The sequence below is a fragment of the Sinomonas atrocyanea genome, from assembly GCF_030811715.1.
In the GTDB taxonomy this organism is placed as follows: Bacteria; Actinomycetota; Actinomycetes; order Actinomycetales; family Micrococcaceae; genus Sinomonas; species Sinomonas atrocyanea_A.
This window is the reverse complement of the sequence record NZ_JAUSRH010000009.1, coordinates 67,508-81,679: the sequence shown is the minus strand read 5'-3', so window position 1 is coordinate 81,679 and position 14,172 is coordinate 67,508. Positions and strand designations below refer to the sequence as shown.

The following is a 14,172-nucleotide window of genomic DNA, read 5'->3' as shown; positions in this document are numbered from 1 at the left end:
GCTGCCTGAGTGGTTCCGGCGCCGGTCAGCTGGCGCTGTGGCGCCCCCGCGTGGCGAGGTACAGCGCCGCCTCCTTCTGCAGCTGCCGCTCGGCGGCGAGCTCCTGCTGGAGCTGGGCGAGCTGGGCCGCTGTGGCCCCCTGCGCCCTCGCGGTCTCGCCCTGCTCGGCGGCGAGCCGCTGCTGCTCGTCGAGCTGGTCGGCGAGTCGTTCCATGAGCGAGGCGAGCTGGGCCTGCTGGCGCGCCAGGATGCGTTGGGTCTCCTGCAGCGCCTCGAGCGTGCCTGCCGCGGCCGGTGCGGGGGCCTGCCCCGCGGCCGGGACGGCCTCGGCGAGCAGCAGCTGCAGCTCGGTGTCCAGGGCCGTGCCCTCCCCCTCGGCGCCGGCGAGGACCTCGCGGATCGCTGCCCGGCGCGCGGCCGAGGCGGACGGCCGGCCGGCCGGGGCGGGCTCCCCCTCGTCTGCGGCGGCCACGGACGACGGCGAGCCGGTCGCCTCGGGCGAGGCCGCGGCGTCGTGCGCTCCGATCGGGGCGACGGACGGGATCGCGGCGGTGGCCGGGTCCGCGCCGGGAGCGCCGCCGGCCTGGGCGGGCTTGACGATGTCCACGGTGCGGCGCAGCGGCACCTCCTTGATGAAGAGGATCGCGATGAACGCCACGATGCCGACGATCCCGGCGATGAGGAACGACCGCGCGGAGGCGTCGCCGAAGGCGCCGCGGACGATGTCCGCGATCGGTGCCGGCATGTCCGTCAGGTCCAGGCTCGCGCCGCCGCTGCCGGCCGGGGCGTGGATGCCCTTGGCCGCGAGGCCGTCGGTGATGAGCTCCTCGGAGCGGTTGTTGAGCACGGCGCCGAGGACCGAGACGCCGACCGCGCCGAAGACGGAGCGGAAGAACGCGACGGTGGCGCTCGCGGTGCCGATGTCCTTGGCCTGGACGGTGTTCTGGACGCCGAGGACGAGGTTCTGCATCGTCATGCCCAGGCCGAGGCCGAGGACGAACGTGTAGACGCCGGCGCGGGCGAGGTCCGTGCTGTGGTCGATCGTCCCGAGCAGCCCCATGCCGGCGACGATCAGCAGCGAGCCGAGGATCAGGAACCGCTTCCACTTGCCGAAGCGCGAGATGAGCTGGCCCGAGACCACGGAGCCGAGGAAGTTGCCGGCGATCATCGGCAGGGTCAGGAGCCCGGCCTCGGTCGGGGTGGCGCCGCGGGCCACCTGGTAGTACTGGCCGATGAACGAGGACGAGGCGAACATCGAGACGCCGATCGCGGCGGAGGCGATGATGCTGAGCGCGGTGGTGCGGTTGGCGACGATCTTGAGCGGGATGATCGGCATGGCCACGCGGGACTCCACGACGACCAGGAGGATCAGGCCGAGGGCGGAGCCGCCGACCATGACCGCCGTCTGCCAGCTCCACCAGTCGTAGTAGTCCGGCTGGCCCGCGAACGAGACCCAGATGAGCAGGGTGCTCACCGAGGCGGTCAGGAGCAGCGTGCCGAGCCAGTCGATCTTCGCGACGCGCTTGACGTGCTTGATCTTCAGCGTGGCCTGGATGAGGAACAGGGCGATGACGGCGAGCGGGACGCACACGAAGAACGTCCAGCGCCAGCCGAGCGAGGAGTCGACGATGAAGCCGCCGAGGAGCGGGCCGCCCGCGGTGCCGACGGCCATGACGGCGCCCATGTAGCCGTTGTACTTGCCGCGGTCGCGCGGCGGGATCATCGTGCCGATGATCGCCATGGCCATCGCGGTGAGGCCGCCCATGCCGATGCCCTGGATCACGCGGGCGGTGAGGAGCCAGGGGACGTTCTGGGAGAAGCCGGCCATGACCGACCCGGCCACGAAGACCACGATGTTCAGCTGCGTCAGGAGCTTCTTGTTGAACAGGTCCGCGAGCTTGCCCCAGATCGGGGTGGTGACGGCGTTGGCGAGCAGCGCTGCCGTGATGACCCAGGCGAAGTCGGTCTGCGTGCCCTTGAGGTCCGCCATGATGGTCGGCAGCGCGTTCGCCACGATCGTCGAGGAGAGGATTGCGGTGAAGAATGCTGCCAGGAGGCCGGTGAGGGCCTCGAGGATCTGCTTGTGGCTCATCTGCGGAGCCGCCGCGTCAGCGGGCTGCAAGGGCTTCCTCCTTGTCGGTCGATGTGGTGGTCGGGGCGGGGCGGTGGCCGGAGCCGGAGCGCAGGGCGTCGGAGAGCTGGCCGATCGCGGCGACGGCGGCCGCCGCGCGGCCCTCGTCCCAGTCGGCGAGGTAGCTCTGGAGGCGCTGGATGCGGTGCTCCTCGATCTCCTCGAGGACCCGGCAGCCGCGGTCGGTGAGCCCGACGAGCTGCGCGCGCCGGTCCTCCGGGTCGCGGTGGCGCTCCACGAGCCCCAGGCCCTCGAGCTCGGCGAGGTGCCGGCTGAGCACCGGGGCGCTCACGCCGAGCTTCCCGGCGAGGTCGACGGCGCGGCCTCCGTGCTCGCCGATCACCCGCAGGACGCCCTGCGATGCGACGCCGAGCTCTCCGTGCTTGAGCTCGGAGGTCGACAGGCAGCGGACCACCCGCTGCAGGTCGAAGACGCGATGGATGAGTTCCCGCGCCGTTCCGGGATCGACAGGCATGGCCGCCCCTCCTCAATTGATTGCTTGCAACAACTATACGCCTGATGGTTGCTTGTGCAAACTAATTCGGTAGGTGACCTTAGTAACACGGGGCGGGAGGCCGGCGTCGTGCGCCGGAGACGCCTCTGGGGGTCACGTTCCCAGAACGTGACCCCCAGTGAGGAAGGCGGGGAAGGGTGGTGTGGGCGGCGCTCCCCCTCAGCCGAGGTGGGTCGGGGCGAACATCTTCAGGAGCGTCTCGACCACGACGACGTTGGGCCCGTCCGCGGCGAGGCTCTCCTCGAGCGCCTGCCGCACGCCCTCGACCGGCACGCGCCGGGCGGGCACGCCGAAGGACTCGGCGAGGGCCACGAAGTCGGGGCGGGCGAGCTCGGTCGCGGTGGCCTTGCCGAACGCGTCGACCATGTACTCGCGCAGGATCCCGTAGCCGCCGTCGTCCACGATGAGCCAGGTGACGGGCACGTTGTGCTGGCGCGCGGTGGCGAGCTCGGCGATCGAGTACATCGCGGAGCCGTCGCCGGAGACCGCCAGCACCCGGGCCGGCCGCCCGAGCGTGGCCAGGCCCACGGCCCCGCCGATCGCCGCGGGGAAGCCGAAGCCGAGGCCGCCGGCGCCCTGGGCCGAGTGGAACTGCCCCTCGCGGGAGTCCCAGCAGCTCCAGGCCCAGTAGGCGGAGATCGTCATGTCCCAGAAGGTCTGCATGTCGTCCGGCACGGCGGCGCGGACGTCCGCCATGAAGGCCAGCTCCTTGGCCAGGTCCTGGGACTCAAGCCGCGCCCGGACCTTCCCGAGCGCCTCGGCCACGACCTCCTCCGGCGTCCTCCCGTGCCAGTCCGGGGCGGCGCCGGGGCCCGCGGAGGCGGCGGTGCCGGCGGGAGGCGCGGCAAGCGCGGTCTCGAGCGCGGCCAGCGCCTGCCCGGCGTCGGCGCGGATGCCCAGGCCGGGCCGGTTGGACTCGAGCACGCGCGGCTCGGCGTCGATCTGGATGATCCGGCCGCGGGGCTCGAACGTGAAGTAGTTGGAGGTGACCTCACCGAGGGAGGATCCGACCACCACGAGCACGTCCGCGTCCTCGAGGACCTCGGTCATGTGCCGGTCCTCGATCCACGACTGGAGCGAGAGCGGGTGCTCCCACGGGAAGGCGCCCTTGCCGCCGGGGGTGCAGATCACGGGGGCGCGCAGCTGCTCGGCGAGGCGGCGCAGGGACGCCTCGGCGTGCCCGCGCCGGGTCCCGCCGCCGGCGATGATCGCCGGGCGGCGAGCCCCGCGCAGCCAGTTGACCGCCTCGCGGACCAGCTCGACCCGCGGCGGGTTGTCCGCGGCCTCGGCGAGGGCATCCTCGACGGGCGGGACCATGACGGGATCGAGCAGCACGTTCTGCGGGATCTCGACCCACACGGGCCCCTGCGGGGAGGAGATCGCGTCCGTCCAGGCGTCCTGGATGGCCGAGGGGATGCCGGAGGCGTGCTGGATGAGGCGCTGGCTCTTCGTGACGTTCGCGGCCGAGGCCTTCTGGTCGTCGAGCTGGTGCAGCATGCCCTTGCGCCGCGCGCCGAGCCCCTCGAGGGGGATCTGGCTCGCGATGACGACCATCGGCACGCCGGTCGCGTAGGCCTCCTGCAGGCCCGCGAGGGAGGTCAGGGCGCCCGGGCCGGTCGAGAGGAACAGGACCCCCACCTCGCCGGTGGCGCGCGAGTAGCCGTCCGCCGCGAAGGCCGAGTTGTTCTCGACCCGGCTCGAGACGAAGGAGAGGCTCCCCCGGCCCATCGCGTCGAACAGGCCCAGCGCGTGCTGCCCGGGGATGCCGAACACGGTCTTCGCGCCGAGCGCCTCGAGCGTCTCGACCACGAGGTCGCCGCCGTTGCGGGGTCCGGCCCCGCGCACGACGCCGGCCTCCTCGCCCTCCGCCCCCGCCGCGCCGGCCGCCTGGCGCGCCTGCAGCTCCCGGGCCTGCAGCTCCCGGGCCCCGGCGGCCTGGAGCGCCTGGGCCTCGCCCGTCCAGGGCGACTCGACGGGGCTCACCGGGCGCTCCGCGGGGCGGCCGGGGCGGGGAGCTCGCTCATGAGGGTCACGAGGTCGTAGGCGACGTGGCTCGCTGCGACGGCGGTGATCTCGGCGTGGTCGTATGCGGGGGCGACCTCGACGACGTCGGCGCCGACGAGGTTGAGCCCGCGCAGGCCGCGCAGGATCTCGAGGAGCTCGCGGCTCGTGATCCCGCCGGCCTCGGGGGTGCCCGTGCCTGGGGCGTGGGCAGGGTCGAGGACGTCGATGTCCACGGAGACGTACAGCGGGCGGGTGCCGATGCGGTCCCGCAGCTTCGCGACGACCTCGCGCACGCCCTGGTAGTAGACGTCCGAGGAGGTGACGATGCCGAAGCCGAAGCGGCGGTCGTCCTCGAGGTCGCGCTTGCCGTACAGCGGGCCGCGGGTGCCGACGTGGGAGATGGCCTCCGTGTCGAGGATGCCCTCCTCGACCGCACGGCGGAAGGGGGTGCCATGCGTGTACTCGGCGCCGAAATAGGTGTCCCACGTGTCGAGGTGGGCATCGAAGTGCAGGAGCGCCACGGGCTCCCCCGCCCGCTCGGACGCGGCCCGCAGGAGCGGGAGGGCGATCGTGTGGTCACCGCCGAGCGTGAGGAGGCGCGCGCCGTCGGCCGTCAGATCGAGCGCGTCCTGCTGGATCGCCTCGATCGCCTCGTGGATGTTGAACGGGTTCACCGCCATGTCCCCGGCGTCGGCCACCTGGGCGTTGGCGAACGGCGAGGCGTCCAGCGCGGGGTTGTATGGGCGCAGGAGGCGGCTGGCCTCGCGGACGTGGTTGGCCCCGAAGCGGGCCCCCGGGCGGTAGGAGACGCCCGCGTCGAAGGGGACGCCCACGATCGCCACGTCCGCGCGGGCCACCTGGTCGAGGCGGGGCAGGCGGGCGAACGTCGCCGCGCCCGCGAAGCGGGGGATCCGGGACGAATCGATGGGACCGAGGTTGCCGTTCTCCTCGATGCGCAGCTCTTCCAAGGCAGGCCTTCCATAGTGTGGGAACCGTGGCCCCACCCTACCGCACAAGTTGCCCCATATGCACCCGATGTTTACATCGAACGATGTTTACATCGAACCACCCCGCGGGAACCGGTCCGCCGCCTCACGGGCGATTCCTAGATTGGCCTTCCAGCGCCCAGGGAAGGATCGGGGCATGACAGCGACCCGTCAGACCCTGGTGGACCGCGGCCCGGTGCGGCGCGGACCCGGACGGCACCTCGCGGTGGCGGCCATCATGCTCGTGCTCATGGTCGCGTGCTTCTACGCGGTGCAGACCCTCGCGCTGTTCGTGTCGCCGATGCTCTTCCTCGCGGCGATCTTCCTCGAGGTCGTCTTCCTCCTCGTCCTCGTCCTCGCCCTCCTCCGGGCGCTCGCCGCGCCCTCGACGATGCTCCGCTCCCTCGCCGCCTCGGCCTGGTCCGGGCTGCGCACCAACGAGCATGTGGTGCGGGCCCTGACGACGGACGCGCGCCCGATCCCCTGGCTGCGGGACAGGTTCCGCACCGACCGCCCCACTGGGCTCTGGCTCACTGGGACGGCCGTGGTCGCGGCGGTGCCCCTCCTTGCCTTCCTGCGGCTCGCCGTCACGGTCGCGGCCCACGGACAGCTCACCCAGGTCGATGCCCGGATCGCCCACCTCATGCCCGCCGTCCGCACCCCCGGCGAGACCGCCGTGTTCACCGCCGCGACCGCGCTCGGAAGCTTCCAGTCGGTCCTCGTGATGACCGTGCTCGCCGCCGCCATCCTGTGGTGGCGGCGCGAGCGGCTCCTGGCCGCGGCCGTGGTGGGCACCGTGGCGGCGCAGGAGCTCCTCTTCACCGCTGCAAAGGACATCGGGGGGCGGCCCCGCCCGGACTCCGCGCTCGCGCTCGTGGCCGAGACCTCCCCGAGCTTCCCGAGCGGCCACGCGGTGCGGGCCACGGTGGTGTTCGGGATCGTCGCCTACCTCGTCTTCAGGTCCGTCCGCTCGACGTGGGCGCGCGTGCTCACGGTGTCGGCGTACCTCCTCGCGGTCCTGCTGGTGACCATGAGCCGGGTATACCTCGGGGCGCACTACGTCTCCGATGTCTGGGGCGGCATGCTCCTGGGGACCGCCCTCCTCGCGGCCGTCATCGGCGCGCTCGAGATCGCCGACCGCTTCCCCCTCGGCGCCGTCCGGCGGCGCCCCGGCATCCCGAGCCGCGCCGTCGCCGTCGCGCCCGCGGCAGCGCTCGTCTTCGCCGTCGGGCTGGGGCCGGGCCTCGTCCATCCGCAGGAGCACACGGCACCGGCGGCCACCCAGGCGCTCCCGTCCCTGGACGCCGCGGAGTTCTCCCGGCTGCCGCTCTACAGCGAGACGCTCACGGGGAGCCGGATGGAGCCTGCCAGCTTCGTCTTCGTCGGAACCGAGGACCAGGTGGTGCGGGCCTTCACCCGTGCCGGGTGGCAGCAGGCCGATCCCTCGACGCTCGCCAACACGCTGCGGGCCCTCGCGGTGGGGCTGCAGGGCGGCCAGTACGCCTCGGCGCCCGTCACGCCGGCGTTCATGGACGCCCAGCCCGAGACCCTCGCGTTCCAGAAGGCCACCGCCGCGAACTCGCTGCGGCAGCGCCACCACACCCGCATCTGGCGGACCGGGTTCACCGCGCCGGACGGGCGGGACGTGTGGGAGGCGACGGCCAGCTTCGACGACGGCATCGAGCTCGCCGGCTCCGCGAAGCTGCCCACCCACCACATCGATCCCCAGGTCGACGCCGAGCGGGCGTACATCACGGGCTCCCTCGGGCTCCCCGGCGCCCTCTTCCAGCGCACCGACCCGCAGATGGGGCACAACGCGAGCGGCGACGAGTTCTTCACCGACGGCAGGGCCGAACTCGTGGTCCTGCCTGCCAGCTAGGACCTAGTACACCGTCAGGCTCATCAGGATCGCCTTCAGCCGCTGCCCGTCCTCCGAGCCGAGCCAGCCGAGCGCCTCGGCCGCGTCCCGGAAAGTCATGAGGTCGGCGCTCGCGTCGGCCCCGACCGAGTACCCCGCGGCGATCTGGACCGTGCTGTCGAACGGTCCGCCGTGCCGCTGGGCCGGCCCGTCCAGCGGGCGCCCCGGCGAGAGGGTCATCGAGTAGGTGACCACCGGGTCCCCGCCAGGGCCCACGGCGCCTGCCTCGGTCTCGGCATAGAAGGCGTAGTAGCCGGGGCGGACGGCCGCCGAGCCGAGGCCGGGCACGGGCTCGGCGTCGAGGACGGCGCGCGTGACCTCCGTGCCCACGTCCTGCGGCGCCCAGTTCACGAAGACGTCGAGGAGCCGGCGCCCGGCGCCGTCCAGGACGGTGGCCGTCTCCCGCACCTCCCCGCCCGGGCCGATCGGCCGGACCTCGGCCGCCACGGACCAGTCGGACGGGTACCGGAAGGAGAGCGGGTGGGAAGTGAAGCGGTGGATCGTCGGCGTCGCCTCCGAGGTCGCCCTGCTTGGCGACGCCCCGCTCGGTGACGCCGACGACGGCGCGGGGCCGGCCGGCGTCGTCCGCGGCAGAACGACGGGCGGTCCGGCGGAGCACCCGACGAGGACGCCGGCGGCGAGCAGCGCCACGACGGTGTGGGCCGCGGCAGGCCACCGGCGCCCCCGAAGAGGTGCGGAGTGCATCGATTCATCCCCCCGAGCGCGATGGATGCCGAGCGCTCGAGCCCCACTGTTCCACCACCCGAACCGTTTGACCAGAGCCCGGAGGCGCCGTTGCGGAAGCGATACACACGCCCCCTCTCCCCGCTTCGGGTACGCATCTCGTCGCCCTTTCGGCATTCCGGGTACGCATCTCGTCGTCCTTTCGGCGTTCCGGGTACGAGGCTCGGCGGGGTTCCGGCCCCGCGTACGACGCCGGGCGCCACCGGCGGCGCTCGGCGACCGGACGGCGTCGTCCGCCTCCCGCGGGCGAGGCGCTGCGGCGGGCGGCGGCGTGTGCCCGAAACGGGAAAACCGCGACGAGATGCGTACCCGAAACCCTCAGCTGAGGGGCGGAGGTCAGCGGGAGGCGGCCGGCACGAGGACCCAGAGGAGCCGGGCGGGCTCGTCGGAGGGGTTGACCCACGTGTGGGGCTCGCGGCCAGGGAACGTCAGGGTGTCCCCGGCGGCGAGGGAGTAGCGCTCGTTGGCCATGATGAGGTCGATCCGTCCGCGCACCACGTGGAGCACGTCCACGTCGCAGTCCACCGCGTACAGCTCCGACTCGCCGGCGCCGCGCGGCTCGATGTCCGCCTGGAGGACCTGCACGCGGCGCTCGGAGCGGGCCGTGAGCAGCCTCTCGACGATGCCCTCTCCCCCGAGCGAGATCCTCGGCGCCTCGGCGGCCCGCGTGAGGTGGGTCTCCGGCTGGGCGAAGAGGTCCCCGATCGAGAGCGAGAGCACCTGGCACAGCGTCACGAGCGAGGCGACCGAGGGCGAGGTCAGGTCCCGTTCCACGCGCGAGAGGAAGCCCTTGGTGAGGCCGGTCGCGTCGGCGACCTGCTCGATGGTCATGCGCTGGGACTGCCGGGCGGCGCGGATGCGGGAGCCGATCGCCACGGGGGCGTTGCTCGGCTCGACGGGCAGTGCTTTCATCGGTTCTCTCTCCTGCGCGGCAGGGCCCGGCGGCGACGGCGCGGGCTGCATCCGGTCCAGCATAGAGCAACTTCTGTTGCCCAGCAGGCACCCCCATCGCAAAGGGGCCGCGCACGACGCCGCCGCCGCACCACGCGCGGGCCGTCGCCCGGCGTCGGGCGCACCGCCTGATTGCGGTGCGCCGAACTCCCGGACTCCGGGCCACCGGCCGAAAACTCGAGCCGGAAAGGTCTACAGTGGCGGGGGCAACGGGGCCACGAGCATCCGTCCACGCAGGAGTACCCATGCACACCACCACCCCCCACGGGCCCGGCCACCGCCCGGAGCCCAGCCCGGCAGACATCCGCCGCTGGCGCCAGTACCTGGCCGACGAGAAGGCCGAGGCGGCCATCTACCGCTCCCTCGCGAGCCGGCGGACGGGCGAGGAGCGCGACATCCTCCTCGGCCTGGCCGAGGCCGAGCGCCGGCACGAGGCCCACTGGCTGGCCCTCCTCGGCGACAAGGTGGGCCGCCCCCGGCCGGCCTCGCTGCGCAGCCAGCTGATCGGATTCCTGGCCCGCCACTTCGGCAGCGTGTTCGTCCTCGCGATGGCCCAGCGCGCCGAGGGCCGCTCCCCGTACGCGACTGACCCCTCGGCGACCCCGGCGATGGCGGCGGACGAACGCATCCACGAGGAGGTGGTCCGCGGCCTCGCGGTCCGCGGCCGCCTGCGCCTCTCCGGCATGTTCCGCGCCGCGGTGTTCGGCGCCAACGACGGCCTCGTCAGCAACCTCTCCCTCGTGGCAGGCATGGCCGCTTCCGGGGTCGCGAGCCACGTCGTGCTGCTCTCCGGCGTGGCGGGCCTGCTCGCCGGCGCGCTCTCGATGGGCGCGGGCGAGTTCATCTCGGTGCGCTCCCAGCGCGAGCTCCTCTCCGCGTCGAGGCCCACCCAGGTCACGCTCGCGGCGGCGCCGGACCTCGACCTGACCGCCAACGAGCTCGTGCTCGTCTACAAGGCGCGCGGCATGAGCCAGGAGGCGGCCGAGCACCGCGCCGCCGAGCGCCTCGGCTACTACGCGTGCGACTGCGACCCGAGCCTGTCCCTGCACCCCGAGGCCGAGACCGCCGAGGACGAGCACGAGGCCATCGGCTCCGCGTGGGGCGCGGCGGGCGCGAGCTTCTGCTTCTTCGCCTCCGGCGCGGTCGTGCCGATCCTGCCGTTCCTCTTCGGCATGGTCGGGATCCCCGCCCTCGTGGTGGCCGCGGCCCTCGTGGGCCTCGCGCTCCTGGGCACCGGCGCCATCGTAGGGCTGCTCGCCGGCGCGTCCCCGCTCACCCGCGCCCTCCGCCAGCTCGCGATCGGCTTCGGCGCCGCCGCGGTCACGTACATGCTCGGGTTCCTCTTCGGCGTCGGCATCGGCTAGCGACGCGGGTAGCCGCGCACGACGACGCCCGGTCGCCGGAGGCGCCTGCCGGGTGCTTGGGTGACCACTCACCACAGGGATATGACCCCTCAACCGTGCAAGCGTTGAGGGGTCATGTCCCAAGCTTGAGGGGTCATGTCCCTACGCGATCGCCCGAGGGCTGACCCGGGGACGCGACGTCGCGGGCGGCTCCGAGGACGGCATCGACCCGGCGAGGGCGGCGCAGGCCCGGGGGGACGGCGGCGACCACCGCGTTGTGCGGCGTCGGGTCCGCGACGGGCACGAGCACCACGCCGCTGGCGCGGAACAGCTCCTCGACGCCCTCCCAGACATTCGTCACCGAGTAGCCGAGGCCGCTCGCGACGATCGCGCGGATCGTCTCCGACACGACGCTGCGCCACCGCACCCGCGGCGCCACGCCCGCGGACTCGAACATGGCCAGGACGCGCTCGGCGCTCGGGGGGACATCGAAGAGGACGGCGTCGTACTCGGCGAGGTCGGCGAACCGCAGCGACGGGCGGCCCGCGAGCGGGTGGCCCTCGGCCAGCTGGAAGTGCGGGCGGGACTCGGCGAGCGTCACGAAGTCCACGCCGGGCACTGCCTGGAGCGAGTACACGACCGCAGCGTCGAGCTCGCCGTCGGCGACCGCGCGCTGGAGCTCCTCCGCGGCGCCCTCGACGAACTCCACCTCGATCTCCGGCCACCGCCGCGCGGTCTCGGCCAGGAGGCGGGGCATGAGGCGCGGACTGATGGCGATCATGCACCCGAGCCGGACCCGCCCGCGCAGCTCCTCCCACCCGGCCCGGACGCTCGCGGGGATCTCGGCGGCCTCGTCGAGCACCCGCCGCGCGCGCAGGCCGAGCGCCGTCCCCGCTTCGGTGGGCACGAGCCGCTTGGACCGGGCGCGCACGAACAGGTCCACGCCGAGCGCGCGCTCGAGCTGGCCGATGGCCATGGACGCCGCCGCCTGGGAGATGCTGCTGCGCCGTGCCGCCTCGGTGACGGAGCCGGCGTCGAGCACCGCCACGAAGTACTCGAGCTGGCGGAGGGTGAACTCCGAAGACATAAGTGTTCCTGATCGTTCTGTACGGATTGATTGATTATACAAAAGCTGTGGCGCTGACCACACTGGATCCCAGACCGCCGTCCAGAGATTCCAGGAGTACCCATGGCCCCGAGCCTCGCGCCCCGCATCATCACCCTCGGCACCGCGGGCGGCCCCCGCTGGTGGGCCGCCGCCGACGCCGGCGAGCGCACCGGCATCGCCACAGCCGTGGTGGTCGGGGACGCGTTCTACCTCGTCGACGCCGGCCAGGGCGCGGGGCGCCGGCTCGCGCAGTCCGGGCTCGACCTGGCCGGGATGCGGGCCCTGTTCATCACGCACCTGCACTCGGACCACGTCTACGACCTCGCCGGGATCGGCATCTTCGGCCTCTACGCCCTCCAGCACCGGGCCGGCACGGATCCGGTGCGCATCATCGGCCCCGGCAACCGCGGCGAGCTGCCCCCGGTGTCCCCGCGCGCCGTCGTGCCTCCGGCCCCACTCGCCCCGCAGAACCCGACGCCGGGCACGCGAGAGATGTTCGAGGCGCTCATGGCCGCGCACGCGACGGACCTCAACGACCGCATCCTGGACTCGCTCAAGCCCAGCCCCCTCGAGGTGTTCCACCCGGAGGACATCGAGATCCCGGCGGGCATCGGCTACCACCCGAACACCAACGCGACCCCCGAGATGGCCCCGTTCGAGGTCTACCGCGACGAGCTCGTGACCGTCACCGCGATCCTCGTCGAGCACCCGCCCATCGCGCCGGCGTTCGCGTTCCGCTTCGACACCGCCGAGGGCTCCGTGACGATCTCCGGGGACACGTGCTTCACCCCCAACCTCGTCACCCTCGCGCAGGGCACCGACCTGCTCCTGCACGAGGCCATCGACTTCGACTGGGTCGAGTCCCTCTACGGGGACCGGACAGATGAGGCCTCCCGCGCCGCCCGGGACCACCACTACAAGTCCCACACGAGCGTGCGCGAGGCGGCCAAGGCCGCCGAGGCCGCCGACGCCGCGGCGCTCGCCCTGCACCACCTCGTCCCCGGCCACGCGCCCGAGAGCGTGTGGGCCGAGGCGTCCGAGCACTTCTCCGGCCGGTTCGTGCTCCCGAAGGACCTCGACGTCATCCCGTTCGGCCGTCAGCGCTGACGCCGCCCGCAGCCCATCATTGGAAGAGGACTCCCCTGTGACCACCGAAAGCACCACGATGGCCTCCCAGACCGCCGTGCCCGTCGCGACGCTCAACACGAAGGACATGCGCCGCATCCTGGCCTCGTCCTTCATCGGCAGCGCCATCGAGTACTACGACTTCATGCTCTACGCGACCGCCGCCTCCCTGGTCTTCGACAAGGTGTTCTTCGCGAACCTCGGACCCGGGTTCGCGCTGTTCGCCTCGTTCGTCACGCTCGCCGTCGGCTACGTGGCGCGCCCGCTCGGCGGCCTGGTCTTCGGCCACTTCGGCGACCTCGTGGGCCGCAAGAAGGTGCTCGTCCTCTCGATGGTCATCATGGGCGCGGGCACGGTGGCGATCGGCCTGCTGCCGCCGACCGCCCAGGTGGGCATGGCCGCGCCCGTCACGCTCGTGGTGCTCCGCCTCGTCCAGGGCGTCGCCGTGGGCGGCGAGTGGGGCGGCGCGGCCCTGATGGCCATCGAGCATGCACCGAAGAAGCACCGCGGCTTCGCGGCGTCCTTCGCCAACGCGGGCGGTCCCGCCGGCGCAATCCTGGGCACGCTCGGCCTCTCCCTCTTCGCCGCCCTCTCCGGCAGCCAGTTCCTCGTCTGGGGCTGGCGGGTGCCGTTCCTCCTCTCCGCCGTGCTGATCGGTGTGGGCCTCGTGATCCGCCTCAAGGTCTCGGAGACCCCCGTCTTCCAGCGCCTCGAGGCCGCCAGCGAGAAGCGCCGCGTGCCGATCGTCGAGGTGCTCCGCCATTCCAAGCGCGCCGTCCTGCTCGGGCTCGCCGCGACGACCGCCTTCTACGTCTGCCAGGCGATGACGACGGTGTGGGGCGTCTCCGTGGCCGTCGCAGCGGGCGCCGACAAGAACGGCGTGCTCAACATCAAGGCCGGTGCGGCGGTCCTGACCCTCGTGATGTGCTTCGTCTCGGCGCGCCTCTCCGACCGGCTCGGACGACGCCGCGTGCTCGCCTTCGGGGCGCTGCTCGGCATCGTCGCGGCGTACCCGACGGTCCTGCTGATGACCAACGGCACCCTGTGGGGCTTCGCCCTCGCGATCGTGATCGGCAACGGCCTGGTCCAGGGCGTCCTCTACGGCCCCATCGCCGCGTACGTGGCCGAGCAGTTCCCGACCCGGCACCGCTACACGGGCGCCTCGCTGGCCTACCACACGGCCTCGATGCTCGGCGCGGGCTTCACCCCGATGGTCATCACGGGCCTGATCCTCGCCGCCGGCGGCGCCCTGTGGCCGGTCGCGGCCTTCTGGGTCGCGATCCTGCTCGTCGCCTTCGTGGCCGTCCTGTCCACCCCGGAGGGCACCCGGCGCGAGCTGGACTGACCC

General features: G+C 73.0%; 11 protein-coding genes. 4 read left to right on the top strand and 7 right to left on the bottom strand.

Annotation, left to right across the window (positions count from 1 at the left end; all coding sequences use genetic code 11):
- Nucleotides 1–25 precede the first annotated feature (25 nt).
- From J2W21_RS14040 to speB, 4 genes are all read right to left on the bottom strand, one after another.
- The gene (locus J2W21_RS14040) at nt 26–2,092 is read right to left on the bottom strand and encodes an MDR family MFS transporter (RefSeq protein ID WP_307115211.1); all 2,067 of its coding nucleotides are present in this window, start codon (nt 2,090–2,092) and stop codon (nt 26–28) included.
- A gap of 16 nt (nt 2,093–2,108) precedes the next feature.
- Entirely contained in the window at nt 2,109–2,606 is a 498-nt protein-coding gene (locus J2W21_RS14035; RefSeq protein WP_307115125.1) for a MarR family winged helix-turn-helix transcriptional regulator, read from the bottom strand.
- 198 nt (nt 2,607–2,804) lie between these two features.
- Nucleotides 2,805–4,490, bottom strand: a complete 1,686-nt coding sequence (locus J2W21_RS14030) for a thiamine pyrophosphate-binding protein (protein WP_307115210.1) — start codon at nt 4,488–4,490, stop codon at nt 2,805–2,807.
- 134 nt (nt 4,491–4,624) lie between these two features.
- Nucleotides 4,625–5,617 carry an agmatinase gene (speB, locus tag J2W21_RS14025; RefSeq protein ID WP_307115124.1) on the bottom strand — a complete coding sequence of 331 codons (993 nt, stop codon included), beginning with the start codon at nt 5,615–5,617 and terminating at the stop codon, nt 4,625–4,627.
- Nucleotides 5,618–5,792: 175 nt separating this feature from the next.
- Between speB and J2W21_RS14020 the strand changes: the two genes are divergently transcribed.
- Nucleotides 5,793–7,514 (top strand): LssY C-terminal domain-containing protein, encoded by a 1,722-nt coding sequence (locus J2W21_RS14020; RefSeq protein ID WP_307115123.1) that lies wholly within the window; start codon nt 5,793–5,795, stop codon nt 7,512–7,514.
- Nucleotides 7,515–7,517: 3 nt separating this feature from the next.
- On the opposite strand, the gene J2W21_RS14015 is transcribed toward J2W21_RS14020, so the two are convergent.
- Nucleotides 7,518–8,258: a hypothetical protein gene (locus J2W21_RS14015; RefSeq protein WP_307115122.1), complete on the bottom strand. Its 741-nt coding sequence runs from the start codon at nt 8,256–8,258 to the stop codon at nt 7,518–7,520.
- A 375-nt stretch (nt 8,259–8,633) separates the two neighbouring features.
- Nucleotides 8,634–9,209: a cupin domain-containing protein gene (locus J2W21_RS14010; protein WP_307006661.1), complete on the bottom strand. Its 576-nt coding sequence runs from the start codon at nt 9,207–9,209 to the stop codon at nt 8,634–8,636.
- Between the two features lie 284 nt (nt 9,210–9,493).
- On the opposite strand from J2W21_RS14010, the gene J2W21_RS14005 reads away from it, so the two are divergent.
- On the top strand, nt 9,494–10,612 hold the full coding sequence (locus J2W21_RS14005) for a VIT1/CCC1 transporter family protein (protein ID WP_307115121.1): 1,119 nt from the start codon (nt 9,494–9,496) through the stop codon (nt 10,610–10,612).
- Between the two features lie 133 nt (nt 10,613–10,745).
- Here J2W21_RS14005 and J2W21_RS14000 read toward each other — a convergent pair whose 3' ends face one another.
- Nucleotides 10,746–11,678: a LysR family transcriptional regulator gene (locus J2W21_RS14000; protein ID WP_307115120.1), complete on the bottom strand. Its 933-nt coding sequence runs from the start codon at nt 11,676–11,678 to the stop codon at nt 10,746–10,748.
- A gap of 102 nt (nt 11,679–11,780) precedes the next feature.
- Here J2W21_RS14000 and J2W21_RS13995 point away from each other — a divergent pair, with 102 nt between their 5' ends.
- Together J2W21_RS13995 and J2W21_RS13990 are read left to right on the top strand one after the other, a co-directional pair.
- The gene (locus J2W21_RS13995) at nt 11,781–12,806 is read left to right on the top strand and encodes an MBL fold metallo-hydrolase (RefSeq protein WP_307115119.1); all 1,026 of its coding nucleotides are present in this window, start codon (nt 11,781–11,783) and stop codon (nt 12,804–12,806) included.
- A gap of 37 nt (nt 12,807–12,843) precedes the next feature.
- Nucleotides 12,844–14,169, top strand: coding sequence for an MFS transporter (locus J2W21_RS13990; RefSeq protein WP_307115118.1), 1,326 nt, complete (start codon nt 12,844–12,846; stop codon nt 14,167–14,169).
- Nucleotides 14,170–14,172 lie beyond the last annotated feature (3 nt).

Coding starts and splice junctions, on each gene's coding strand:
- J2W21_RS14040 (WP_307115211.1), bottom strand. CDS start 2,092: ATGAGCCACAAGCAGATCCTCGAGGCCCTCACCGGCCTCCTGGCAGCA.
- J2W21_RS14035 (WP_307115125.1), bottom strand. CDS start 2,606: ATGCCTGTCGATCCCGGAACGGCGCGGGAACTCATCCATCGCGTCTTC.
- J2W21_RS14020 (WP_307115123.1), top strand. CDS start 5,793: ATGACAGCGACCCGTCAGACCCTGGTGGACCGCGGCCCGGTGCGGCGC.
- J2W21_RS14015 (WP_307115122.1), bottom strand. CDS start 8,258: ATGCACTCCGCACCTCTTCGGGGGCGCCGGTGGCCTGCCGCGGCCCAC.
- J2W21_RS14010 (WP_307006661.1), bottom strand. CDS start 9,209: ATGAAAGCACTGCCCGTCGAGCCGAGCAACGCCCCCGTGGCGATCGGC.
- J2W21_RS14005 (WP_307115121.1), top strand. CDS start 9,494: ATGCACACCACCACCCCCCACGGGCCCGGCCACCGCCCGGAGCCCAGC.
- J2W21_RS14000 (WP_307115120.1), bottom strand. CDS start 11,678: ATGTCTTCGGAGTTCACCCTCCGCCAGCTCGAGTACTTCGTGGCGGTG.
- J2W21_RS13995 (WP_307115119.1), top strand. CDS start 11,781: ATGGCCCCGAGCCTCGCGCCCCGCATCATCACCCTCGGCACCGCGGGC.